This is a genomic window from Anaeromassilibacillus sp. An250 (genome assembly GCF_002159845.1).
GTDB classification, from domain to species: Bacteria; Bacillota; Clostridia; order Oscillospirales; family Acutalibacteraceae; genus Anaeromassilibacillus; species Anaeromassilibacillus stercoravium.
In genome coordinates, this window is the sequence record NZ_NFJK01000019.1 from 1 (window position 1) to 24,511 (window position 24,511).

Here is a 24,511-nt window from a genome sequence, read left to right on the forward strand (position 1 = left end):
TGCTCGAATATAATACCAAACCCTACCCCTTTTGTCAACACCTTTTTTAAAAAAATTTGAAACTTTTTTCAAATTCTCCTTTTCCGGCCTTTTTCCCTGCCAAAACGGGGCGTTTCTGCGGCCTTTCCATTCTACTATATATGGATAAAAAAGGCAAGGGGAAAGCACCCTGGCCACCAGGTCATGTGTGCAGCGCTCCACTCCTCCAACGCAAGCGCGCGGCGCAGGGGGATTCCACTTTTTTCAAGATTTCCTGGTAGATGGGCTGGGGAACGCGCGCGTCCTTCCTATAAAAATTTCCTTTTTTCTTTGAAAATCCTTCTTTCCTATGGGATTTAGGCAGCCAGGCAGGGTGCGCGAAATGGCCCGGGAACTCCCTGGGTTCCCTTTAAAAGCGTTCGATGTTCCCGCGCGAAGCTGTCCGGGTATAATTGCGCTCCCCATGGAAACAATCGTATCAATGGAAACTTCTGTGGGAGGCTACATCATGAAACATGGCTTCAGATACCTTTGGCGCATCCTGGTGATCCTGCTGGTGAACGTTTTAATCATCGCGCTGGCCGGCAATTTCGGCGGCAGCGTACAGACGCTTTCCAAAGTGGGCTCCACCGGCGAGGAGGTCCGGCAGATCCAGACCAAGCTCAAGGAATACGGCGTTTACACCGGCGAGGTGGACGGCATCTACGGCACGCAGACCAAGAACGCGGTCATCGCGTTCCAAAAATACAACGGCCTGGCGGCGGACGGCATCGCCGGGGAACAGACGCTGCGCAAGCTGGGGATCTCCTCCGGCGCCGGGCAGGGCGGGTTCAGCAGCAGTGATGTGGACCTGCTGGCCAAGATTATTTCCGCGGAAAGCCGCGGGGAGCCCTACCAGGGGCAGGTGGCGGTCGGGGCGGTGATCCTCAACCGCATCGAGCACCCCTCCTTCCCCAACACGCTGGCCGGGGTGATCTACCAGCCGGGGGCGTTTTCCTGCCTGTACGACGGGGGCGTGAACGCGGCGGTCGCCGACTCCGCCTACCGCGCGGCGCGCGACGCGATCAACGGGAACGACCCCTCCGGCGGCGCGGTCTATTACTACAACCCTGCAAAGTCCACCAACAAATGGATTTTTTCACGCCCGGTCATCACGGTGATCGGCAACCACCGGTTCTGCTCTTAACCCCTTTTTGGGGCGGTTCCCCGAACGCATCGGCCCGCATGTTCAAAAATTTTTTGGACGGGCCGGGCCGTTTGGGAATCCATCGCCTTTATACGGTTTCTCTTTATACCAAAAAAATCACCCCCGCAGCTGGGCAGCAGCTACGGGGGTGAACCTGTGAGGGAGTTATTCGATTTTTAAGGAATTATTCAGCCTCGACAACCGAAATGCCATAGGTGAGCGTGCCGGTATAGTTGCCGGGCTTGGTGGAAGGCGCGACCACCGGCTTCACGGTATAGGTCTCCGTGCCGTCAGCCGTGAAGGAAACAATCTCCTGGCCGGTCATGGTGTCCGTGCCGGTGGTCTCCAAGGTGCGGCCGTCCGGGGTGACGATCTGATAGCGCATCACCGCGCGGGTATCCTTGTCGGTCAGGACCATCTGGTTGCGGAAATAATCCGTGCCAGCGATCGTGACGGAAATCTTCTCATTCTCTGCGAGGTTCTCGACATCCTCTGCTACAACTTCTACATCCGTGCCATCCTTTTCAATGGTCACCTGTGCGGGGATCGTAACCGTATAGGTCGGGTCGTTGCGCAGGGTGAAGCTAAACTCCGTGGCAGTATCCTCGGCAAATGCGGTAGCGGTCGTTCCTACGCACAATGCCAAAGCCATCATAAAAGCGATCGTTCTTTTCATGTCTTTTCCTCCTAAACGAACTGTTTACAACATTCACTGGATTGTGTCTTTATCATACCGGAACGGGCGCCCGCTGTGGTTCAGGAGGGATTAAAATTATGTAAAATCTAGGTTATCCAGCCACTTTTTCGCGCAATCCTCCAACCCTTCCCTGTATTCCCGGGCCTGCGCCCGCTGGCGGGCCAGCAGGGAACGGTCGATATCGACCTGCACGCAGGTCAGGCATACCCCGCGGTTGTCCAGGCGAATGTCTTCCTTCATACAAATCCCTTCGAACCAATAGGCACAGAAATGGTTGCCGCAGTAGATCATCGCTTTTGCTCCTTACAATTTTAGGATTTTCAAAACCATTTTATATAAGATACCATACTATATATGTATTGTAAATACATAATATAGCATTTACAATCTATACATTTTCCTCTTCCATCCCTTTAAACTAATACATGGTGATGTATGGTGCGGTCTGAATTTAAAAGTCTTTACAAAAAATTGGGATTGAATATTGCTTATTACCGAAAGCTGCGGGGCCTTACGCAAGAAGCCCTTGCGGAGAAAATCGGCGTTGACCAGACCCATATCAGCAAAATCGAAGTGGCGAGCGTCGGCATTTCTTTGGATAACCTCTTCCGCATCTCCATCGCATTGGATGTGCCGCCCTCAAAACTTTTAGAATTCCGCGAATGAGAACGAGGCAGTTGCAAGTTGCAGCCGCCTTGTTTTTCTATATAGAAAAGGCTCCCTGCAAACGCAGGAAGCCTCTCTTCCGATTTTTCTCATTCCTACTCAGGAATCCTTATGCCTCCGGCAGCGTGGTGACCTCCACGCGGTTCCCGTCCGGGTCCAGGATGCACGCCTCATAATAGCCGTCGCCGGTGCGGTGCGGCTCCAGCAGCACCGGCCGCCCCTCCGCATGGGCGCGCTTCGCCAGGGCGTCCACCTCGTCCGTGCCGCCGACCGCAAAGGCGATGTGCGTCAACCCGAGCGCCTCCTGCCCCGGCGCATAGGCGCTCTCCGGGATGGTGGGCATCTGCATCAGCTCCAGCCGGCTCCCGTCCCCAAAGGTCAGGAAATACGACTCAAAATTCGGATGCGCGGCGGACTTGCTGCGGTATTTCGCCCCCGCCTTGCCGTCAAAATAGGCGCAATAAAACTCCTTCATCCCTTCCAGGTCCCTGGTCCAAATCGCAACATGTTCCAGCATGGGAAATCCTCCTTACTCGTGTTCCTGCCGTTCCCGCACGGGCCGGTTGCCGCCCGGCCGCGGCCATGCCCTGCGGGCCGCGCGTTTACTGGTATTATAGCGCAAATAAGCCCTTGTTTCTTTTCAGAAAGCGCCATATACTATAAGAAAAGCGACAAATAATGAGAAAGGGGTTGTGATGGATGCCGCTTGCACAGTGCTCCTTGCAGGTGGAGGCCAACCGGATGGAACGGCAGCCGGTCGGCCGCTCCCTGTTCCCCTGCCATGCCTATCGCGGGGATGTCCACCAGTATATCGCCTCGCAAGTCCCACCGCACTGGCACCATGAGGTGGAACTGTTTATGCTCGACCAGGGAAAAGTCGAGGTCTCCGCCGCGGAAACGCAATTTCTCTTGCAGCCCGGGCAGGGGGTGCTTGTCAACACCGACAAGCTCCACAGCATGACCTGCGCGGTGGAATCCCCCTGCCGGTACCGTTCCCTCGTATTTGACCCGTCCATCGTGGCGGGCCCCGAGGGGAACGCGATCGACGTCAAATATGTGCGCCCGTTCCTCGAAAACGGGCCGCCCACCCTTTTGCTTTTGCCCGGCGAAGCCTGGCAGAAGGACGTCCTAGACGCTTTTGTGACGGCGCATGCCGCCCGCCAGGGCGAAGCCTATGCCTTTGAGTTCACGGTCCGGGAGGCGCTCTCACGGGCATTCCTGCTGCTCCAACAGCACGCCGGGGAAGCGGCCGCCAGCCCCTCCCCCCTGCGGGAAGAGCGGCTGAAACAGATGCTTCTCTGGTTTGACGCGCACTACAGCGAACCTTTCTCCCTGCGGGTGCTCGCCCAGGCGGTGCACTTCTCCCCGCGCGAATGCGAGCGCACCTTTGAGCAGCTCCTGCACACCACGCCGCAGAGCTACCTCCAGCGGCGGCGCATCCTCGCCGCCATGGACCTGCTGACCCACGGGGAACTGCCGGTCATCGAGATCGCGGCGCGCTGCGGCTTTTCCAGCCACAGCTACTTTTCCAAGCAGTTCCGCGCCGCAACGGGGTACACCCCGCGCGGCTACCGCGCCAAAACGCAGGGCGCGTAAGGCGGCGCAGGAAAGTTTTCCACCATTTGGGCAAAAACGGTGGAAAACGAAAGCGGTCAGTCGGGAATTGCTTCCGCCGGTTCCCCATCCCACCGGGCGACGAACACATAGGTACACCGGCCCGCCGGTTCACCCGACTGCCAGGTGCAGTCCAGCCGGAAGCCGTAGAGCGCAGGCGTCTGCGGGAACCCCAGGTCCGCGCATGCGAGCGTCCCCTGCCCGCCCTCTATGGAGAAGGCGGGCAGATATTTGTTTCCGCTTTCAAGCGTATCCTCCCCATATTCGGGGATGCTCTCCTCGTCGAGAAGGCAGGCGCTCAACCGGCCAATATCGGGGGCGCGCCCATCCAGGGAAAATTCCAGAGTCCCGTCCTCTGGCATCGAAACGATGGGCGCCTGCGCCAAGAGGTTCCAGAGTTCGGGAAACGCCTCGTCCGCCCGTGGGCTTTCCCCGCCCCAGCGATCGACCAGCGTCGCCGGTTCGAGCACGGCGTCCCCGCATTGGATGCGCAGCTGCGGCGGCGCTTTCCTCGCCGGGACGGCCTTCTGCTCCGTCCGGACCATAAAGGAGTACGTACACCGGTTCCCGTCCGCCCATTCGCACTCCATGTTGAACCCGTGCAGGAACGGCTCCGTCCCCCAGCCGATATCCCCATATAGGATCTCCGGGCGGCATTCCAGCAGGGGGATCTCCATTTCCTGGGTTCCGGTGTACCTTCGGGAGGCAATCTTCCCCCAAAACCAGGAAAACTCCCCCGCCTCGTCCAGGGCGTAATCCTCTACCAGAATGTTTTGCGGCTTTTCCCCGGAAAAGGTGACGGTAACCTCTGTGCCGGTCGGCGCTGTGGGAATCCGGACCCCCTCCTGGACCGCGCCCGGGAACCACGGTGCGTAATCCAGCGCCGCGTCCGTAAACCCGTCCCACTCATGGAGCGTCACCCCATAATCCGCTTCCTCGCCGCCTACGGCAACCCGAATCGCCGGGACGGTTTCCTTGGGGCCATACGCCTCCAGGCTCCCGGTGAGATGCAGGCCGCATCCCGTTGCCAGGAGCAGGCAGGCCGCTGTAATAGCCGCAATGGTCTTTTTCATCGGATATTCCTCCTTCCAAAAGATTCCTCTACTTGGAATACCATCCCCCTTTCGAGGATTTTTCAATTTTTCTGGAGAAATATTTTCACATAGAAAATATATTGCGTGGAGGGGCTTCGACCCGGACGGCCGGCTACAAACCAAAAAAGCTGTTGCAGGCCCGTTGGCCCACAACAGCTTCTTTCCCCATATAGAATTATTCCGCTTTAAATCCCTGGAACTGCTCGACGATCTCCTGCTTGTGCAGCTCGTTCTGCTCGTTCGTCTGGGTGTCCTTATAGATCATCAGGTACTTCCCGCTGTCCGAGAGATAGGCGTCCGTGACCTCCTGCCCGATGACGGTAAAGGTGCCGTTCGCCTTGACGCTGTCCAGCACCGCCTGGGCCTCGCCGTTCAAGTTGTCGAGGTCGTATTCGTAGAGCTCCACCGTGACGTTGTTGCTGCCCTCATAGCTGAAGCGGTACTGCACGCCCGCCACCGCGCCGATGAAATCGGCCGCCATATCCACGGGGTCGCCGCCCACGCCGCCGGTCTGCGCCAGGAAGCTGCAAAGGCCGGTGAGGTTGTCGTCCACCTCCGCCTCGATTTCCTCCGGGTCTTTGGCGGGCGCCTGGCTCTCTTCGCCCGTCTGCGACTCCTCGCCGGGGACCGAGCTCAGGATTGCATCCGACGTTGTCCCATCTGAGCCGGAAACGGTGCCCACATCCACCCCGCAGGCGGAAATGCTGAGCAGGAGCGCCGCAGCTGCGGCGAGCGCAAGAACTTTTTTCATCGTCCGTCGACCTCCTATGATGTGCGGCGCAGCACCGGTTGCAAGCGCCTTGTTTTTGATTTGATAATACAAAACACCTATAGCGCAGGCTATAGGTGCTTCAGAATTGGTGGACACAAGGGGACTCGAACCCATGACCTCTCGCGTGTGAGGCGAGCGCTCTAACCAGCTGAGCTATGCGTCCATACCCCGTGCGCTTGCGCGGGAATAAAAAGAGTGGTGACCCGGACGAGATTCGAACTCGTGAAACCGCCGTGAAAGGGCGGTGTCTTAACCGCTTGACCACCGGGCCATTTGGTAGCGGCAACTGGATTTGAACCAGTGACACTTCGGGTATGAACCGAATGCTCTAGCCAACTGAGCTATGCCGCCATAAACGTCTCGCAGGACTTTCATATAGTCTATGCGAAGCGTTTATCATTATAATACAGCCTGTCCGGTTTTGTCAAGGACCATTCCAAGAAAGTTTTGACTTTTTTTGATTTTTTTCGCTTTTCCGGGAAAATCCGGGCAATTCCCGGGGGATTGGCGCCCGGTACGCCCCATAAAGGGCCGCCTCCCGCGCATGGAACGGCCTTGGCGCGGACGGGCGGCGCTCTCCCCTGCCGCGCGGTTTCCGCATTTTTATCCAGATTTCGTGCCGTCGCGCAAAAAAGCTTATGCACATAGCGCGCGGCGGTTGTGCTATCATAATAAGGTATTTTTTGTAAGGGATTTTCTGCACAAGGAGCGTTTCAAAATGAGGATTCTCGCACAAATCGGTATCGTATTGTTTGTATGCCTCCTGGGGGAGGCGATCGCGGCGGTGCTGCCGTTCCCGTTCCCCGCCAGCGTCATCGGCATGGTCCTGCTCTTCCTGCTGCTGGCCTGCAAATGGCTCAAGCCGCGGCATATCCAGGAAAAATCCAACTTCCTGCTCTCGAACATGGCGTTCTTCTTCATCCCGGCGGGCGTGGGGCTGCTGGACTACCTGGATGTGTTGAAGGCCAATCTGGTGCCCCTGTTGGTCATCTGCCTGGTCACCACGCCCCTCGTCTTTCTGGTCACCGGGTGGACAGTGCAGGCTGTGATGAAATGGACCGCGCGGAAGGAGGACAAACCCGATGTTTGAAACCGTCGTATACTCGCCGCTGTTCGGCATTGTGCTCTCCATCGCCGCCTTTGAAGCGGGGATCTGGATCCAGAAAAAGACCCGCAAGGCGATCTGCAACCCCCTGGTGATCGCCATCCTGCTCTGCATTGCGGTGCTCGTGCTGTTTGACATCCCGCTGGAGGCGTACAACAAAGGCGGGGACATCATCAACCTCTTCCTGGGCCCGGCGACCGCGGTGCTGGCCTTAAACATCTATAACCAGATGGACGTCTTAAAAAAGCACTTCTGGCCGGTCCTCGCGGGATGTACCGCCGGAAGCATCACCAGCATCGGCAGCGTATTCCTGCTGTGCAAGGCCTTTGGGCTGGACGATTCCATCACCAAGGCGCTGCTCCCCAAGAGCTGCACCACGCCCATCGCGGTGGGCATTGCGGAAAGCCAGGGCGGCGTGGTCGCCATCACGATGGTCGCGGTCCTGCTCACCGGGCTGATCGGGGCCTTGGCCGCGCCGCTGTTCGCCAAGGTGTTCCACATCAAAAGCCCGGTCGCGCAGGGGCTTGCCACGGGCGCGTGCAGCCACGCCCTTGGGACCACCAAAGCCCTGGAGATGGGCGAGGTACAGGGCGCGATGAGCGGGATTTCCATCGGCGTGTGCGGGATTATCACGGTTATTTTGTCGCTGTTTTTGTAAAGCGGATACGGGCGGGGAACCGCCCCTTGGATGCGCTGGGGCCAGCGCCGGGCTTGTCCCCGGTGCTGGCCTTTTGGTTTTCCAGATGGATTCCCACAGGTTTCCGGCATGGAAAAAGGGACCCGGGGTTTTGCAACCTCGGGTCCCTGTTCTGTCTATAACTATAAGCAGGTATCCTATGCGGAAAGAAACCTTCCCCTTACACGCTGAGGGAATAGTTCGGGGATTCCTTCGTGATCTGGATGTCGTGCGGATGGCTTTCGCGCAGGCCCGCGCCCGTGATGCGGATGAACTGCGCCTTCTCATGCAGCTCCGCAATGCTGCCGCAGCCGGTATAGCCCATGCCGGCGCGCAGGCCGCCGAGCATCTGGTAGACGGTCTCGGACAGCGGCCCCTTGTACGGCACGCGGCCCTCGACGCCCTCGGGGACCAGCTTCTTGCTGTCGGACTGGAAGTAGCGGTCGGAGCTGCCGCCGTCCTTCTTGCCCATCGCGGCCAGGCTTCCCATGCCGCGGTATACCTTGAACTGGCGGCCCTGGAAGACCTCCGTCTCGCCGGGGGATTCCTCGCAGCCCGCGACCATGGAGCCGACCATGACCACGTTTGCGCCCGCCGCAAGCGCCTTGACGATGTCGCCGGAATACTTGATGCCGCCGTCCGCGATGATCGGGATGCCGTGCTTCGCCGCGACGCACGCCGCGTCGTAGATCGCCGTGATCTGCGGCACGCCGATGCCTGCAACGATACGGGTGGTGCAGATGGAGCCCGGGCCGATGCCGACCTTCACGCAATCCGCGCCTGCGTCGATCAGGGCCTCCGCGCCGGCTGCCGTCGCGATGTTGCCCGCGATCAGCGGCAGGTTCGGGAACGCCTTCTTGACCTTGCGCACCGCGTCCAGGATGCCGCTGTTGTGGCCGTGCGCCGAGTCGAGCGCCACCACGTCCACCTGCGCCTTGACCAGCTCCGCCACGCGCTCCAGCACGTCTGCGGTTGCGCCGATGGCCGCGCCGCACAGCAGGCGGCCCGCCGCATCCCTTGCGGAATTCGGGTACTGCACGGATTTCTCAATGTCCTTGATCGTGATGAGGCCCTTCAGGTAGCCGTTCTCGTCCACAATCGGGAGCTTCTCAATGCGGTGCTGGCGGAGGATCTCCTGCGCCTGCTTGAGCGTCGTCCCCACCGGCGCGGTCACCAGGTTCTCCTTGGTCATCACGGCGGAGATCTTCTGGTCGAAGTCCGCCTCGGTCATGAACCGCAGGTCGCGGTTGGTGATGATGCCGACCAATTTGCCGTTCTCGCAGATCGGCACACCGGAAATTTTGTAGCGCGCCATGATGTCGTTCGCATCATGGACAAAGTGGTCCGGAGAGAGGAAAAACGGGTTGACGATGACGCCGTTTTCAGAGCGCTTGACCCTGTCCACCTCGTCCGCCTGTTTTTCGATCGACATGTTCTTGTGGATGATGCCAATGCCGCCTTCGCGGGCAATGGCAATCGCCATCTCCGTCTCTGTGACCGTATCCATGGCCGCGGTCATCAGCGGCGTGTTCAGGTGAATGGTCTTGGTCAGCTGGGTGGAGACGTCCACCTCCTTTGGCAGCACATGGGATTCCGCCGGGATCAAAAGGACATCGTCAAATGTCAACCCCTCTTTGACAAACTTGCTGGAAAAATCCGTATTTAACATGTTTTGCCTCCTTTTCCATCTCTCTTTTTTGACCTGTTTCGCGCGAGTTTATAGTATTTTATTATAGCATCGCCTAGAGAATTTTGCAACGGGGAAGGCGGCTTTCTCCCTCAAGGAAAGAAGATATGGATATTTGAATCAAAAACATGGACAATCCTCCCATTTTTCAGTATTTCTATTCTAAAATCTTTCCGTTTGTGCTATTATCAATTGTATACAATTCTAAAAATTTGCAAAATTTTATTGGTTTTTTATGGATTTATATTATTTCCTTTCGCCATTTTACATGGCAGATGGATGTTCGGTCCACATGCCATTATTTCATCTGGTATCGTTGACCATTTGGCTTTGAAAGGAGGGAAACCGGCTTTGCCCGTCAACGTTCCCTATATTTGGTAAGAAAAGGACATTGGAAAGGAAGGAGAACTGTTAATGAAAAGGTTTCGAAGAATCCTGTCCAGCGTGCTGGCGCTTTCGCTCCTGCTGGGCATGTTTTCTCTGAACGGCAGCGCAATGGCGCAGGAGAGCGCCATCGACAGCCAAACCGTCCTGTCCACCGGGACCGCCGTCGGGGACACCTATGAAGCCCCGGAGACGCCCCGGCAGCAGATCAATTTCAACCGCGAGTGGAAATTCAAGAGCCAATCCGTCACGGACGATACCGCCCCGGATTTCGGCGGCGCAATCGACCCTGCGTTTGACGACTCCGAATGGACCAACGTCGGCCTGCCCCACAGCTTCAGCATCCCCTATAATATGGAGACCAATTTCTTTGTGGGCTACGGCATGTACCGCAAGACCTTCGACGTCCCGCAGGAGTGGCTGGACGGCGGCAAGCGCATCAGCATTGAGTTTGAAGGCGCTTTTATCGAAACAGAGGTCTTTGTCAACGGGGAGGCCGTGGGCACCCATAACGGCGGCTATACCGGCTTTACCTTTGACATCACCGACAACCTCCACGCTGGGGAGAACGTCATCGCTGTGCGCGTGAACAACAAGTGGAACCCCGAGCAGAACCCGCGCACCGGCGACCACCACTTCTCCGGCGGCATCTACCGGGACGTATACCTCAACATCACGGACGGCGTCCACGTGGCCTGGTATGGCACGGCGGTCACCACCCCGGCCTTGAACAACCCCGGTTTTGATGAGAAGAACGAGGACGGCACGCTCTACCACGACTATGAGAACATCGACGAGGAGAGCTACACGCCGGCCGAGGAGATCCGCGAGAACATCGCGCAGAAGCGCTCCGATGTGCGCGTGCAGACCGAGGTACAAAATGACTCCGACACGGCGCGGACCATTGTGGTCAAGCAAGAGGTGGTCGATACGGCCGACAACACGCTGGTGGCATCGTTTGCCTCCGATCCCACGGTTGTGGCGGCTAACTCCACGGCGGTGGTCGACACCCAGAGCGACTACATCCAGGACATCAAACTCTGGAGCCCGGACGAGCCCAACCTCTACCGCGTCTATACGACCATTTACGACGGCGAGGGCAACGCCATCGACCTCTTTGAATCCCCTCTCGGCTTCCGCTGGGCGCAGTTCCTGAACGACGGCTTCTACCTCAACGGGGAGAAAACCGTCCTCTTCGGCGCAAACGCGCACCAGGACCACGCGGGCTGGGGCGACGCGGTCACAAACGAGGGTTTCTTCCGCGACGTACAGATGATTAAGGACGCGGGCATGAACTTTATCCGCGGTTCCCACTATCCCCACGACCCCGCCTATGCAGACGCCTGCGACGAACTGGGCATCATGCTGTGGTCGGAGGTCTCCCTCTGGGCCATGGGCGGCGGCGCAGACCGCGCCCCCACCTACACCGCTTCGGACTGGAACAATGTCAACGGCTACCCGACCAACCCGGAGCACTACGAGGCGTTTAACCAGGCCTGCCTGCGGGAGCTTTCAGACATGATCCGCATCTTCCGGAACCACCCGTCGGTCATCATCTGGAGCATGGGCAACGAGCTTTTCTTCCCCATGGGCCAATCCGATATGCAGGTCCGCAAGGATCTGGTCAACGAAATGCGCAACCTGGCCCACCTGCTGGACCCCACCCGCAAGGCGGGCATGGGCGGCGTGCAGCGCGAGGGCTTTGACACCCTGGACGTCTGCGACGTGGCAGGCTACAACGGCGACGGCGGCTCCGCCGAGCTCCCGGAAGAGGGCCAAGGGATGCCCGGCCATATGACCGAATACATGCCGAGCATCTCGGCGGAATACGGTTCGCACACAACCGACCGGGGCAGCTCCTCCGATGAGTTCCGCCCGTATTTCGGCGATATGCAGGACGGCGGCGACATCTATAACTATGCGCTCAAGGGCAACCGCGCCGGCATCTCGCTCTGGTGCGCGTTCCAGCACGGCAGCGTAGGCGGTTCCGGCCTGGCGAAGATGGGCTTCATCGACTACAGCCGCCTGCCGCTCAAGGCGTGGTACTGGTACCGGCAGACCTATACCGGCGTCCCGGCGGAATTCTCCAAGGAAGGCACGGGCGACCATCTGGAGCTCACCGTCTCCCAGGATACGATTCCAAACGACGGCACGGCGGACACCCACTTGATCGTCACGGTCAAGGATGAAAACGGCGATTGGGTCAACCAGTCCCCCACCGTGACGTTGGAAGTCATCGACGGCCCCGGCGTATTCCCCACCGGAAAGGTCATGACCCTGACCGGCGGCAACCTGATGCGCGACGGCAAGGGCGCAACGGAATTCCGCTCCTACTATTCCGGCACCACCGTCATTGAGGCCACCGCGCCCGGCATGGAACCGGCGGAGATCACCATCACCACCACCGCCACCGAGCCGGAATACGGCCGGACCGAGCCAGACAATTTCCTGATTGAAGAAAAAGAGGATACCACGGATAAGCTGCTCGACGCGGGGAATTATCGGGCGGACAAGACCGGCCATCCCACCTTCCCCTCCAGCGGCAACGGCGCTATGGCCAACGACGGCGACCTCTCCACCCAGTGGGTGGCGGAAAACGCCGGCCCGGACGAATACTGGATGCAGGATACCGAATATGCCCTGCACATGTATAAGCTCAAATTGGACTTCGAAGGCACCCCCTATCCCTATAAAGTAGAGGTCGCCACCAACGAATCCGGCCCCTGGACGGAGATTGCTTCCTACACAGCGGATACGGTTGCGAACCGCCCCTACGAAGAGGATCTCGGCGGCATCCGCGCCCGCTTTGTCAAGGTCACCTTCACCGATGTCCCCGAAGGGGAGCACGCCTTCCTGAACGAGGCCACGGTCTACGGCATCGACGCGCAGGGCGCAGCGGACGAGTCCGCCGACTATGGCTACACCACGGACTCCGTCTATGTCTCGGACCTCGAACCTGCACAGCCGATCACCCAGGGCTGGGAAGGAAAGACCCCCGGCATCGACCAGTCCATCGAGGGCAACCCCATCACCGTGGGCGGGATCGTGTATGAAAAGGGCCTGGGCCTGCACGCGAACAGCGAAGCGGTTTACAACCTGGACGGCAAATATACGCGCTTCCAGGCAATCGCCGGCATCGACGACGAGGTGGGCGGCAATTCCGCAGACGCCATCTACCGCGTCTACGCCACGGTGGGCGACAGCGAAGAGGAAACCCTGATCTATGAAATGCAGATGACCAACGGCGCAAGCGAGTTTGTGGACCTGAGTGTCCGCGGCGTCACAAAGCTCCGCCTGGTTACCGATTCCAACGGCGCCAACAGCAACGACCACACCGATTGGGCGGACGCAAAACTCCTGGGTGCGGCGCGCGACATCACCAAGGCAGGCACCCGTTATACCACGACGGTGGCCAGCAGCAGCCAGGGCCTGCAGCCCGGGACGGACTTCCAGGTGTATGTGACCATGAAGAACACCGGCAGCAGCAACCCATACGCCGCTTCCCTGGCGCTGTACGACAGCGAGGGCAACCTGGTGGACGTGTCCATCCTGGAGGACCGCATTTCGCTCAAGGGCGAGGAGTCCATTTCCCTGGAAATCCCGGTCCCTGCGGACGCAGTGCCCGGCTATGAGGCGCGCCTGAACGTTTATGATCCCGAGACGCTCGAGCTCATGGCAACGACAACGCACTTTGGAATGCAGATGGAACCGTCCGCATCCACGCAGCGTGCCGTTCGCGCCGCTTTCTCGGCTGCCCCTGCATCCACGCAGGACGAAACGGCCTATGTAAAGGTGGACGGCGAGTCCGAATCCGTTGTTAAAGAGGGCGCCTGGGGCCTTTGGAACGACAGCGGCGCATACGAGGGCACGGAGACCTTCGTCGGCGACAGCTACGACTGGGAAGGCGCTTCGCTCTCCCTGACCTTCACCGGCACGCAGGTCATCGTCGGCGGCAAGATCGACGGCAGCCAGGCGGGCGCGGACGTCTACCTGGACGGCGAGCTGGTTGACCATATCAACAGCAATTCCTCCGCGAACGGCGGCAAGAACGGGTATTTCGAAGTCTGGCGTTCCGGCGCATTGGACTACGACACCCATACCATCCAACTGGTGCCCACCGGGAAATTCAGCGTGGACTATTTCTCCTACTTGACCGAAAATCCATGGGACAAGGTGGACGGCGAGGACGAAGCCGTTGTCAAGGAAGGCGCCTGGGCGCTCTGGGAAAGCGGCGACGCCTACAACGGGACGGAAACCTATGTCGGCGACAACTACGACTGGCGGGGCACTTCGCTGTCCTATACCTTCAACGGCATCCAAGTGTGCGTCGGCGCAAAGGTGGATGGCAGCCAGGTGGGCGCAAACATCTACATCGACGATGCGCTGATTGCCACCATCAACACCAACGTTCCCGAAGTATCCCAGCAGGGTTACAAGCGCGTGTGGGTCTCCCCCGTCCTCACGGAAGGCGAGCACACCATCCGCCTGGAACCGACCGGGAAATTCGGCTTTGACTATTTTGAATCCCTCAGGCCCGGCTTCGAAGACATGGCGCTTGAGCCGACTGTCCAACTGACCGAACTGCTCAACCAGATCGCCCGCGCAAAGGCCCTCTCTTCGGCGGCCTATACGGACGAAAGCTGGGACGCTATGCAGGAGGTCCTGGAAGAAGCGGAAACCGTGCGGGATACCTCGCGCGACCAGGCCGAGATCGACGCGGCGGCAGAAGCCCTGCGCGATGCCATCGATCAATTGATCCCCTATATCGCGCCTTCGGACGAGGTCAAGGATGCGTTCTTGCAGGCCATGGCGGCCGTGCTCGCATTCATCGAGTCCGATTCCGCAAACCAGTACGATCCCGAGGGCGTCGCAGCACTGGCGGAGACCTTCAGCGATGCGTACGGCCTGTATGAAGAAGTGAAACCTTCGGAGGAAGCGTTCATCCAAATGACCGCCGACCTCCTGGAAAAACTCGAAGCCCTACAGCCGGCCTCCGGGGAATACGCGCTCACGGTGAAATTCCCGGCCGGAAGCGTGCGTCTTTCCATCGACGGCGAAGACCAGACGATCGCGAACCTGATCGGTTCCTATCAGGCCGATGTGCTCTCTGGCACGGAGCTCAACCTGGCCTTCACACCGAGCGTGGAAGGCCGCGAGATCGCAGGCGTCACCGTGAACGGCGAAGCCATCGCGGAAGACAGCTTTGACGTTTCTGAATATGTCTACAGCGCAGCCATGCCGAACGCGGACACCACGATCGAGCTTGGCTTCACAGTCGTCGACAAGCAGAACCTGCGCGCTGCCATCGAAATTGCAGAAGGCCGGGCGGACGAGGCGGAAGCAGCCGTTCCGTCCGTGAAGGAGAAGTACGAAGCGACCTTGCAGGCGGCGAAGGACGTCGAAGCAAAGAAGACCGCAACGCAGGACGAGATCAACACCGCATGGAGCGACTTGATCGACGCACTGCATTACCTGAGCTTTGTCGCAGGCGATAAGAGCCAGCTGGAAATCCCGATGGAGATCGCAGAGTCCATCAACCGCGACCTGTTTACGCCGGACAGCCTGAAAGCGCTGGACGAAGCGTATGCGGCGGCCGAAGACCTGACGGACGACGAGGAAGTTCTGGAAGCGGACATCACCGCAGCGGTGGATGCGCTGTATGACGCCATTTATGGCCTGGTCTACCGCGCAGACGTCACCGAGCTGGAAGCGCTGGTCCTCAAGGGCGACGGCATTGTCGAAAACGCAGACCAGTACATCCAGAACGAGGCATGGACCGCATTCGAGACCTCTCTGGAAGAGGCAAAAACTGTCCTGGCAAATGAAAACGCCACGCAGGATGCGGTGGATACCGCAGCAGAAGATTTGGCAGCGGCGATCTCCGCCCTGCGCATGATCCCGGATAAGGATGCTCTGGAAGCATTGATCGGGGAAGCCGAAGCGATCAACACCAATAAGTACACGGCAACGAGCGTGGCAACGATGAAGGCCGCCCTGAGCACCGCGAAGGCAGTTCTGAACGACGCAGAAGCGACCGAAGAAGAGGTTGCAGACGCAGTCGAGGCGCTGGAGAACAGCATCGACGGCTTGGTCGAGAAGAGCACTTCCACGAGCTCGAAGAACAGCGGCAGCACGTCCGCAAACGTTGGCAACGCATACGGCGCAGCGGGTGTGGTATCCGCAAGCCAGAGCGTGGCAACGAACGCCTATGTGGTTTCCGATACGACGGTCAACTTCACCTTGAAGAGAGGCAGCGCCTACTGCTTCAAGATGACGGTCGTCAACGGCAACGCCATGACGCCGAGCTTTACGGTCGGCAACGGCGATGTGCTGAAGACGCAGTTCGTGGCGAAGGTTGGCAACGACTACTACTACAGAGTCTATGCCACCGGTACGCCGGGCCAGAGCACGGGCGTTTACACGACCCTGCCGGGCCAGAATGCTACAAAGCACTGCACGGTAACGATTGGCTAATCTAAGATAAAAGGGAAGGCTTCTTCCCTGTAACTAGCGAAGCCCCTGGCTGGGAATCAATTCCCAGCCAGGGGCTTTGTGTATTTTTGTAGGTTCTATTCTCCTGCCTGCACCGGCAGAAAATGGAGCCAAACCGATCTTTCAAAGGCTATCGGATCTCCTGCTCCAAATGGTTAAATTCATCTGTGTCGAAAAATTGTGCAAGCGTGATGCCTAAACCATCGCAAATCATTTTGACGGTCAATATCTTTGGATTTTGGCTTTTTCCATATAGAATATTCTTTACAGAGGATGGCGGCAATCCACAGATATTTGCTAATTTGTTTATAGAGATATTTCGCTCGCCACAGAGCTCCAAAATACGATTTCGCACAGCTGCAACTGTATTCATATCCTATTCTCCTTCGCTTTTTTAATAGGATATAAAAAACAGTTGCAATTTATAGGCTATGCATGCTACTATATAGTCTATACATAGACGATAGGGATGTTCCATTATGAAAGTAGCAGTGATTGGCTCCAGAAATTTATACGTCGATCCTTTAGAAAAATATCTTCCGGAAGATGTCACAGAAATCGTTTCCGGTGGCGCAAAAGGAATCGATACATGTGCAAGGAAATACGCCATAGAACATCACATCAAGTTGACGGAATTTTTGCCTGAATACTATAAGTACGGGAAAGGGGCTCCTTTAAAACGAAACTTACAAATAATCGAATATGCAGATGTTGTAATCGCGTTTTGGGATGGACAATCAAAAGGTACAAAGTATGTGATTGACAACTGTAAAAAAAGGAATATCCCGATACAAGTATACAAAATTTAAAATTTCCATTGCGCGTCATTCATTTTATGAAAAATAAAAGGCTTCCGCCCTAGAATTCCTCTGGGTGGAAGCCTTTTGTTTCCAGCAGCGCCTTGATCTCTGGGATGGACAACCCCTGCGCTTTCAGCCTCTGAATCTCCTGCAGGCGGGCGACCGCCTCTTCCCGCGGGAACCGCCGGGTGAGGTTTTCCTCCGGCTGCTCAAAGGGCAGCATCCCCTCTTCCGTGTAAAACTTTAGGGTGCTGTACCGGCAGCCGGTCAGACGCGCCAGTTCCCCAATGCTCACGTAATCCGACGCCTGTATTTTTTCTATGGACCGCTGGCGCGACATACTCCTCCCCCTTTCCCGTTTGCTGAATCTTTACAGCGGGTATTTGCGCAGACGCATCCCCTGCACCGGCACCTTCAGTTGCCTGATCGTCGGCACCGCCTCGTACAATACATTGTCGATCTGGATGAGCGGCACGGCCCCCCGCCGCAGGACCGTGTATTGGTGGCCGTATTTGGTCAAACGCGCTTCCACATCCTGCAAGCGCTGTTCCTTGTTTTCAAACCACGCCTCTATGTCGATGAAGACCGACTGCGAGCGCTCCAAAAACGGGAATACAAAGTCGAGCCCGATGCCGGTCGGGGTTTCCATGACCTCCTTCTTGCTCCGCAGGAAATTCTTCACGGCGATTTCCAGGGAACTGTGGATGTCCACCGCAAAGAGCATTTTTGCCAGCCGGTTGGCCCGGTGCAGCTCCGCCATGCGCTGTCCCACGCGCTTGCGCTCCTCCTTGGAGAAAAAGTCATAGATGCAGCTGCTCTCCCGCAGCAGCCACAGCAGCATCACCGTCTCGTCGGCCATTTCCCCGTCCTCGAGGACGTCGGCCCGCATGCCCTCGGTCAGCCGGGTATATGTGGCGGGGTCGCTCCGATATTCGCGCATCGTGACGCTCGCGCTGTCATAGTCCATATCGCAGCCGAGCAAGTTCGGAATCTCCTCCAGGAGATCCATGCCCTTGAGCGGGTCGGAAAAGGCGTGTTCAATTTTCTTCAGGGTGCGTCTGGAAAAATGCGTGACCCGGGCCAACAGCTCCGGCAGCGGCATCTGGACGGCGCCTTTCTTTTTCAGGAGCGCACGGAAAACCTCCTGCCGGTGCGGGAACGCCGCTGCGTTTTCCACATCCTGCTTGGAAACAGTGGAAAACTCGCTTTGCAGCCCGTCCTCCTCCATGGCCCATTCCAGGATTGCGGCCGCGGCCATGCAGCGCACCGCGATCTTTTTCACCGTCGTCATATGCAGGCTATCCTGCGCGTTGAGTGCGATCAGGGCGAATTGCTGTGCAAATGTCAATTCTTTCATGGTCCATTCCTCCTCATTGTGGATGGTACCGTCAGCTTACTTACTACTTACTACTTACGATTTAAATATACCATCTTTTTTTCCGTTGTCAATGGGTTTGAACGATTTTGATAAAATTTTTCACGCCATACGTTTCAACCATAGACGTTCCGCGCACGGGCCGCGCGCCGGTACGCCCTTTCCCGCTTCCCCGCGTCCGCCCGGAACGTTTCCCGCCGGTTTAAAACTAGCAAAACGCCCGCGAAGCCGAATCTTTTCCATCCGGCCCGCAGGCGTCCATTTGATTAATAAAACCATTTCACGCATCCAAGAGCGGGCTTATTTGCCGCTTATCGGAAGAGGACGTCCCCGTTGGTCGCGAGCACCACGACCTGCCAGGGGATCATCTTGCCGCTCTGCTGCAAGGCCCGCTTGACCGCGTTCTCAATCCCGCCGCAGCAGGGGACCTCCATGCGCACAACCGTCACGCTCTGGATGTCGTTTTGCCGCAGGATCTCCGTGAGCTTTTCCGCGTAGTCCCCCTCGTCCAGCTTCGGGCAGCCGATCAGGGTCACACGGCCGCGCATGAACCGGCGGTGGAAATCCCCGCAGGCGTAGGCGGTGCAGTCCGCGGCGACCAGCAGGCTTGCGCCGTGAAAATAGGGCGCGTTGACCGGGGCCAGCTTGATCTGCACCGGCCATTGGAGCAGTTCGCTCGGCGCTTCCTCGATGGGTTCCCGCACGGGCGGGGCCTTGCGCTCGATGCGCTTCGCCTGGCTCCCCGGGCAGCCGCACGGCAGGTTCCCGGCCTTTGCCTGTTTTGCCGCCTCCACCGCCGCCTGGTCATACGCCGGGGCCTCGCGCACTTCAAAGGAGATCGCCCCGGCCGGGCAGGCGGGCAGGCAATCCCCCAGGCCGTCGCAGTAGTCCTCGCGGAGCAGCTTCGCCTTGCCGTCCACCATGCCGATGGCCCCCTCGTGGCACGCCTGCGCGCACAGGCCGCAGCCGTTGCATTTGTCTTCGTCGATTTTGATGATTTTTCGTTCCATAGCGGATTTCCTCCTGTCGTCTCAAAACGGTTTCCCGAAGGGCCCTTGCCGGATTTCCCTTGCTTTCTTGCCCTTATCCTACTATACTGAATCCAGAATGTCTGTTGGAATTCCAACAAGCGGAGGGAACCATGAAAAAATACAACGAAATTTTGGAGTCCGTGCCCCTCTTCCGGGGGATTTCCGAAGAAGAAAGGCAGCAAATGCTGGACTGCCTGCGGGCGCAGCAACAGCGCTTTGCGGCGGGCGCGGTGATCCTGCTGGCCGGGGATCCGGCGGACCGCGTGGGCGTGCTTTTGGAGGGGCGCGCGCAGGTGATCCGGGAGGAATTTTCGGGCAGCCGGACGATTTTAACCGGCCTAAACCCGGGCAACCTCTTTGCCGAGGCGTTCGCCTGCGCCTCCGGGGAACACAAAACGCTCCCGGTCACCGTGCTGGCGGTGGCAGAGAGCGTTGTACTGTGGATGGATTACCGGAAAATTTTGCGTGCCTGCCCTGCGGGCTGCGCCTTCCACCACCGGTTGGTGGAAAATATGCTTGCGGTGGTCGCGGACAAAAATTTGATGCTCAACCGCCGGATCGGGCATCTCTCAAAGCGCAGCACGCGGGAAAAGCTGCTCTCCTATCTCTCGGAGCAGGCCGCCCTGCACGGCAGCGCGGCATTTTCCATTCCCTTTGACCGGCAGCAGCTGGCGGACTACCTCTGCGTGGAGCGCAGCGCCATGTCCACGGTTTTGTCCAAGCTGCGCGAGGAGGGCGTCCTCGAGGTGGAACGGAACCGCTTCCGGCTCAAGCAGCTCCCCCGCTAGGCGGCCGCTGCCGGAGGGATGGCGGGGTACGCGCAGGGGCAGAAGCCAAACAGCCGCAGCCGCTTGTACGAACGGAAAGGGAGCGCATTTGCCCGCAGCCGGAAAAACAGCAGGCTTCCCTGGACCTTTCCGGAAGGCCCTGTTCTTGGTAAAATCATTCCCCTTCTTTTTCGCGCTCTTGTTCCGCACGGTGGAGGCGGAGGGGTTCCCCTATGCGTTAAAAGGCCGGCCCATGGGGACTCCCCGTTGGGCCAGCCGTTTGATCCGTCTTTTCTGTTATGGTTCGGCCTTTGCGGAAAAGCTCAGGCCGCGCTCGTGGTCGCCGTATAGGAAAAACCCGCCGCCCTCTGTGGGGCCGCCGTAGATTTTGAGCGTCTCCCCCAGATTGCTCTCGCTGATATAGCTGATTTGGATTTTCCGCAGCGGCTGCCGGCGCATCTCTGCGGGCAGGAAGTCCATCAGCACGTCCCCATAGACCGCATTGTTCAGGTGGTGGTTGAAATCCAGGTCCGAATAATAGATGGGCCGCTCGCCCAAAAGCGGCAGCCCCTCCGGGACCGTGAGGCGGTCCACCCGGTCTTCCGGGGGGACCTTGGCGTCCTGGAAGATGTTGTATGCCAAGAACACCTTTGGGCGCAGGATTTTATGCGTATCCGGGTTGGCGGATACGGACGTCTGCATGATGCGGGCGATCTCCTCCCCATCCGCATAAACGACGAAATCGCGGTAAAACTGCACGCCCACCGTGCCGCGCGGATGGGTCTTTATGGTCAGGACATCGTTATGGACGGGCAACCGCTTGATGAGCAGGCGGTAGTTTGTCATCAAAAAGACGATCCCATCCGCCTTCAACCGCTCATAGCCGATCCCCAGCTCCCCAAGGTGCTGTTCGCTGGTCTCCTGCGCCATGCGCAGCAGGACGCTCAATTTGATCTTTTCGTTTGCGCCCACCTCATAGCTGGCGACCTGCACCGTCCGGCTGAATTCTTCTACTGTAACCATCCAACTCCTCCTTGCCACGTTCTATTTCATGGCAAATGATCACAATCCCCCGGGCCGCTACATGGCGCCGGGGGATCTTGTCTGCTTGTTTTCCTTTCCGGCAAGCCCGGGGGGTTCCGCCGCGCGGCGGCCCCATGGACAGGGATTACCGGATTACGTCGATCCCCATATACGGGCGCAGGACCTCCGGGACGGTGATGCTTCCGTCCGCGTTCTGGTACTGCTCGACGATGGCGGGCATCACGCGGCTGGTCGCCAGGCCGGAGGCGTTCAGCGTGTTGACGAAGTGCAGCTTGCCGTCCTCCCCGCGGTACTTCATGTTGCCGCGGCGCGCCTGGTAGTCGCGCGCATTGGACGCGGAGCTGACCTCCTTATAGATGCCCATGCTCGGGATCCAAACTTCGATATCGTAGGTGCGCGCCATGGAGAAGGAGCAGTCGCCCGCGGCGAGCTTGCTCAGGCGGTAATGGAGCCCCAGCTCCTGCACCAGACGCTCGGCCTTGCCGACCATCTCCGCGAAGGCCGCGTCGGAGCCCTCCGGCGTGGTGTACTGCACCATCTCGACCTTATTGAACTGGTGGCCGCGGATCATGCCGCGCTCTTCCGCGCGGTAGGAGCCCGCCTCGCGGCGGTAGCACGGCGTATAGGCGATGTATTTGCGCGGCAGCTCGTCCAGCGTGAGGACCTCGTCGCGGTGGAGGTTCACCAGCGCGGTCTCCGCGGTGGGCAGCATGAATTTGCGGTCGGCGCTGGTCGGGTTGGCGATCCAGTAGTCCTCCTCCACAAATTTCGGGAACTGCCCGGCGACATAGCCGCATTCGTAGTTCAGCATATGCGGCGGCAGGATCAGCTCATAGCCGTCGCCCAGGTGTTCATTCACAAAGAAGTTGAGCAGCGCCCACTCCATGCGCGCGCCCCAGCCGCGGTAGATCCAGGCGCCGTTTCCGCCGATCTTCGCGCCGCGCTGGTAGTCGATCATGCCGTGCGCCTCGCAGAGGTCCACGTGGTTTTTCATCGGGAAGTCGAAGACCGGCTTCTCCTTGAAATAGTGCAGCGGGACGTTCTGCTCCTTGCCGCCCGCCACGACGTCCTCGTCCGGCAGGTTCGGCAGGGAGAGCATCAGGTCCTTCTGCTTTTCCTCCAGCTCGCCGAGCTCCGCGTCATACTCCTTGATCTCCGCGGAGAGGACCTTCATCTGCGCCATCAATTCGGTGGTGTCCTGGCCCGCCTTCTTCATGGCCGGGATCTGCTTGGACGCGGCGTTCTGCTCCGCCTTCTTTGCCTCCACCTTGCCGGTGACGGCGCGGCGGTCCACGTCAATCTTCAAAATCTCGTCGATCACGCTGTCGAGATTCATTTCTCTCTTTTGAATGGCCGCTTTTACCTTGTCCGGTTCTGTCCGGATCATCTTTAAATCCAACATGTTCGTTGCTCCTTTGTTTTCTGTATGTGATGTTTCATGTGAAACATTCAATCGTCTTCCTGGTCAAACAGCTTCATCAGGCCTGCGAGGTCGTCCTCCCCATAGAACTCGATCTGTAGGGTGCCCCGCTTTTTCGTGCCGCTCACCCGGACCTTCCGGCCCAGATGCTCGTTGAGCGCCAGCTCCACCTCGTCGAAGTAGTGGATGCGCCCGCTCTTGCGCGGCGGCTTCTTTTCCTCCTTGCCGTTTGCCTTGTTTACAAGCTTTTCCAGCTCGCGCACCGATATACCCTGCTCCACAACCAGCTTCGCCGCCGCGCGCATCTGCTCCTCGTCCGAAAAGCCGAGCAGCGTGCGGGCATGGCCCGCGGAAAGCTTCCCGGCGGAGACCAGCGCTTGCAGGTCCTCCGGCAGATGCAGCAGGCGGAGCGCGTTCGCCACCGCGGGGCGGGACTTCCCGACCGTCCGGGAAATCTCCTCCTGCGTCATGCCGTACTGGTCGATCAGCGACTGGTAGCCCTGCGCCTCTTCCAGGGGGGTCAGGTCCTCGCGCTGCAAATTTTCGATCAGGGCAAGCTCCATGACCTCGTGGTCGCTCATCTCCCGGATGACCACGGGCACCTCCGACACGCCCGCCATACGCGCCGCGCGCCACCGGCGTTCCCCGGCGACAATCTGGTAACCGCCGCCCAAAAGCGGCCGCACCAAAAGCGGCTGCAACACGCCGTGCTGCGCGATGGAATCTGCCAGCTCCGCGAGCGCCTCGTCGTTGAAGTCCTTGCGCGGCTGGGCGCGGTTCGGCTCAATCTCGCTGATCTTCAGCGTGACCGTCGCGTTGGCGTCCTCCATATCGTTCTCTGCGAAGATCGCGTCCAGGCCCTTGCCCAGGCCGCCCTTCTTTTTTCCCGCCATTTTCATTCACCCCCTGTGCGCTATATTCGGTATCCCTTCGTCCCCAAATCAGGGGGCTGCTTTTTTCAATACTTCGTCGGCCAGGGCGTCGTATGCATAAGCGCCCTTGCTGCTGCGGTCAAAATAGCAGATCGGGCGCCCGAAGCTCGGCGCTTCGGACAGGCGCACGGTGCGCGGGATCACGGTTGCAAACACCTTGCGCGGGAAATACTTTTTGACCTCTTCCACCACCTGCTGCGTCAGGTTCAGGCGGCCGTCGTACATGGTCAGGAGCACGCCCTCGATGTCGAGCTGCTCGTTGTACTGCCGTTTGACGCGCCGGACCGAATTCATCAGCTGGGAAAGCCCCTCCAACGCGTAATACTCACATTGGATGGGCACCAAGAGCGTGTCCGCCACACAGAGGGCGTTCGTCGTAATGATGCCCAGGGACGGCGGGCAATCGATCAGGATAAAATCGTATTCCGCCCGCAGGGGGACGATCGCATTTTTTAAGATGGATTCCCGGTGCTCCATTTCAATCAGTTCGAGCTCCGCGCCCGCCAGGTCCATGCTGGAGGGCAGCAGGTCGAGGTTGGCAAATTCGGTGTGGATGCGCGCTTCCTGTGCCGGCGTCTCCCCGATCAACACCTCATACATGGTCTGCTTGACCCTGCGGCGGTCCACGCCGACGCCGCTGGAGGAATTCCCCTGCGGGTCCACATCGACCAGGAGGGTCTTTTTCCCCTTTGCACCGAGCGCCGCCGAAAGGTTGACCGCCGTGGTGGTCTTGCCCACGCCGCCCTTTTGGTTTGCTACTGCGATGATTTTTCCCATAGTCCGCCCCCGT

Annotated in this window: 22 protein-coding genes and 3 tRNA genes; 8 read left to right on the plus strand and 17 right to left on the minus strand. The window is 58.8% G+C overall.

Annotated elements, in window-relative coordinates:
• Nucleotides 1–487 precede the first annotated feature (487 nt).
• Nucleotides 488–1,165 carry a spore cortex-lytic enzyme gene (gene sleB / locus B5F54_RS14200; RefSeq protein WP_087234895.1) on the plus strand — a complete coding sequence of 226 codons (678 nt, stop codon included), beginning with the start codon at nucleotides 488–490 and terminating at the stop codon, nucleotides 1,163–1,165.
• 184 nt (nucleotides 1,166–1,349) lie between these two features.
• Here the strand turns inward: sleB and B5F54_RS14205 are convergent, their stop codons facing one another.
• Nucleotides 1,350–1,841, minus strand: coding sequence for a hypothetical protein (locus tag B5F54_RS14205; RefSeq protein ID WP_087234896.1), 492 nt, complete (start codon nucleotides 1,839–1,841; stop codon nucleotides 1,350–1,352).
• Nucleotides 1,842–1,937: 96 nt separating this feature from the next.
• A complete protein-coding gene (locus B5F54_RS17720) occupies nucleotides 1,938–2,153 on the minus strand; it encodes a hypothetical protein (protein WP_087234897.1) in 216 nt (71 codons plus the stop codon).
• Nucleotides 2,154–2,339: 186 nt separating this feature from the next.
• On the opposite strand from B5F54_RS17720, the gene B5F54_RS14215 reads away from it, so the two are divergent.
• Nucleotides 2,340–2,528, plus strand: a complete 189-nt coding sequence (locus B5F54_RS14215) for a helix-turn-helix domain-containing protein (protein ID WP_237966923.1) — start codon at nucleotides 2,340–2,342, stop codon at nucleotides 2,526–2,528.
• A 109-nt stretch (nucleotides 2,529–2,637) separates the two neighbouring features.
• On the opposite strand, the gene B5F54_RS14220 is transcribed toward B5F54_RS14215, so the two are convergent.
• Complete coding sequence (locus B5F54_RS14220; protein ID WP_087234899.1) at nucleotides 2,638–3,045, minus strand: VOC family protein; 408 nt, start codon at nucleotides 3,043–3,045, stop codon at nucleotides 2,638–2,640.
• Nucleotides 3,046–3,227: 182 nt separating this feature from the next.
• Between B5F54_RS14220 and B5F54_RS14225 the strand changes: the two genes are divergently transcribed.
• A complete protein-coding gene (locus tag B5F54_RS14225) occupies nucleotides 3,228–4,124 on the plus strand; it encodes a helix-turn-helix domain-containing protein (RefSeq protein WP_087234900.1) in 897 nt (298 codons plus the stop codon).
• A 56-nt stretch (nucleotides 4,125–4,180) separates the two neighbouring features.
• On the opposite strand, the gene B5F54_RS14230 is transcribed toward B5F54_RS14225, so the two are convergent.
• The 5 genes from B5F54_RS14230 to B5F54_RS14250 all read right to left on the minus strand — a co-directional run bounded on the left by B5F54_RS14230 (nucleotide 4,181) and on the right by B5F54_RS14250 (nucleotide 6,359).
• Nucleotides 4,181–5,215 carry a hypothetical protein gene (locus B5F54_RS14230; RefSeq protein ID WP_087234901.1) on the minus strand — a complete coding sequence of 345 codons (1,035 nt, stop codon included), beginning with the start codon at nucleotides 5,213–5,215 and terminating at the stop codon, nucleotides 4,181–4,183.
• Nucleotides 5,216–5,411: 196 nt separating this feature from the next.
• A complete protein-coding gene (locus tag B5F54_RS14235) occupies nucleotides 5,412–5,987 on the minus strand; it encodes a hypothetical protein (RefSeq protein ID WP_087234902.1) in 576 nt (191 codons plus the stop codon).
• Nucleotides 5,988–6,094: 107 nt separating this feature from the next.
• Nucleotides 6,095–6,171, minus strand: a tRNA-Val gene (locus B5F54_RS14240).
• Nucleotides 6,172–6,204: 33 nt separating this feature from the next.
• Nucleotides 6,205–6,279, minus strand: a tRNA-Glu gene (locus B5F54_RS14245).
• 3 nt (nucleotides 6,280–6,282) lie between these two features.
• Nucleotides 6,283–6,359, minus strand: a tRNA-Met gene (locus B5F54_RS14250).
• Nucleotides 6,360–6,726: 367 nt separating this feature from the next.
• Here B5F54_RS14250 and B5F54_RS14255 point away from each other — a divergent pair.
• A complete protein-coding gene (locus tag B5F54_RS14255; protein ID WP_087234955.1) occupies nucleotides 6,727–7,098 on the plus strand; it encodes a CidA/LrgA family protein in 372 nt (123 codons plus the stop codon).
• A complete protein-coding gene (locus tag B5F54_RS14260; protein WP_087234903.1) occupies nucleotides 7,091–7,771 on the plus strand; it encodes an LrgB family protein in 681 nt (226 codons plus the stop codon). Before B5F54_RS14255 ends, B5F54_RS14260 begins: the two co-directional genes overlap by 8 nt.
• A gap of 199 nt (nucleotides 7,772–7,970) precedes the next feature.
• Here B5F54_RS14260 and guaB read toward each other — a convergent pair whose 3' ends face one another.
• The gene (gene guaB / locus B5F54_RS14265) at nucleotides 7,971–9,458 is read right to left on the minus strand and encodes an IMP dehydrogenase (protein WP_087234904.1); all 1,488 of its coding nucleotides are present in this window, start codon (nucleotides 9,456–9,458) and stop codon (nucleotides 7,971–7,973) included.
• A gap of 432 nt (nucleotides 9,459–9,890) precedes the next feature.
• Here guaB and B5F54_RS14270 point away from each other — a divergent pair, with 432 nt between their 5' ends.
• On the plus strand, nucleotides 9,891–16,334 hold the full coding sequence (locus B5F54_RS14270; RefSeq protein ID WP_087234905.1) for an NPCBM/NEW2 domain-containing protein: 6,444 nt from the start codon (nucleotides 9,891–9,893) through the stop codon (nucleotides 16,332–16,334).
• A gap of 148 nt (nucleotides 16,335–16,482) precedes the next feature.
• Here B5F54_RS14270 and B5F54_RS14275 read toward each other — a convergent pair whose 3' ends face one another.
• Nucleotides 16,483–16,725, minus strand: coding sequence for a helix-turn-helix domain-containing protein (locus B5F54_RS14275; protein ID WP_087234906.1), 243 nt, complete (start codon nucleotides 16,723–16,725; stop codon nucleotides 16,483–16,485).
• A gap of 106 nt (nucleotides 16,726–16,831) precedes the next feature.
• Between B5F54_RS14275 and B5F54_RS14280 the strand changes: the two genes are divergently transcribed.
• Nucleotides 16,832–17,161 (plus strand): DUF2493 domain-containing protein, encoded by a 330-nt coding sequence (locus tag B5F54_RS14280; RefSeq protein ID WP_087234907.1) that lies wholly within the window; start codon nucleotides 16,832–16,834, stop codon nucleotides 17,159–17,161.
• Nucleotides 17,162–17,210: 49 nt separating this feature from the next.
• Here the strand turns inward: B5F54_RS14280 and B5F54_RS14285 are convergent, their stop codons facing one another.
• The 3 genes from B5F54_RS14285 to B5F54_RS14295 all read right to left on the minus strand — a co-directional run bounded on the left by B5F54_RS14285 (nucleotide 17,211) and on the right by B5F54_RS14295 (nucleotide 19,537).
• The gene (locus tag B5F54_RS14285) at nucleotides 17,211–17,492 is read right to left on the minus strand and encodes a helix-turn-helix domain-containing protein (protein WP_087234908.1); all 282 of its coding nucleotides are present in this window, start codon (nucleotides 17,490–17,492) and stop codon (nucleotides 17,211–17,213) included.
• A 30-nt stretch (nucleotides 17,493–17,522) separates the two neighbouring features.
• Complete coding sequence (locus B5F54_RS14290) at nucleotides 17,523–18,509, minus strand: hypothetical protein (RefSeq protein WP_087234909.1); 987 nt, start codon at nucleotides 18,507–18,509, stop codon at nucleotides 17,523–17,525.
• Nucleotides 18,510–18,838: 329 nt separating this feature from the next.
• Nucleotides 18,839–19,537, minus strand: coding sequence for a 4Fe-4S binding protein (locus B5F54_RS14295; protein ID WP_087234910.1), 699 nt, complete (start codon nucleotides 19,535–19,537; stop codon nucleotides 18,839–18,841).
• Between the two features lie 131 nt (nucleotides 19,538–19,668).
• Between B5F54_RS14295 and B5F54_RS14300 the strand changes: the two genes are divergently transcribed.
• The gene (locus B5F54_RS14300) at nucleotides 19,669–20,346 is read left to right on the plus strand and encodes a Crp/Fnr family transcriptional regulator (protein WP_087234911.1); all 678 of its coding nucleotides are present in this window, start codon (nucleotides 19,669–19,671) and stop codon (nucleotides 20,344–20,346) included.
• Between the two features lie 276 nt (nucleotides 20,347–20,622).
• Here B5F54_RS14300 and B5F54_RS14305 read toward each other — a convergent pair whose 3' ends face one another.
• The 4 genes from B5F54_RS14305 to B5F54_RS14320 form a co-directional block, all read right to left on the minus strand.
• On the minus strand, nucleotides 20,623–21,348 hold the full coding sequence (locus B5F54_RS14305) for an acyl-[acyl-carrier-protein] thioesterase (protein ID WP_087234912.1): 726 nt from the start codon (nucleotides 21,346–21,348) through the stop codon (nucleotides 20,623–20,625).
• 145 nt (nucleotides 21,349–21,493) lie between these two features.
• Nucleotides 21,494–22,771, minus strand: coding sequence for a serine--tRNA ligase (serS, locus tag B5F54_RS14310; RefSeq protein ID WP_087234913.1), 1,278 nt, complete (start codon nucleotides 22,769–22,771; stop codon nucleotides 21,494–21,496).
• A gap of 47 nt (nucleotides 22,772–22,818) precedes the next feature.
• Nucleotides 22,819–23,682 carry a ParB/RepB/Spo0J family partition protein gene (locus B5F54_RS14315; RefSeq protein WP_087234914.1) on the minus strand — a complete coding sequence of 288 codons (864 nt, stop codon included), beginning with the start codon at nucleotides 23,680–23,682 and terminating at the stop codon, nucleotides 22,819–22,821.
• 48 nt (nucleotides 23,683–23,730) lie between these two features.
• A complete protein-coding gene (locus B5F54_RS14320) occupies nucleotides 23,731–24,498 on the minus strand; it encodes a ParA family protein (RefSeq protein ID WP_087234915.1) in 768 nt (255 codons plus the stop codon).
• Nucleotides 24,499–24,511: the final 13 nt, after the last annotated feature.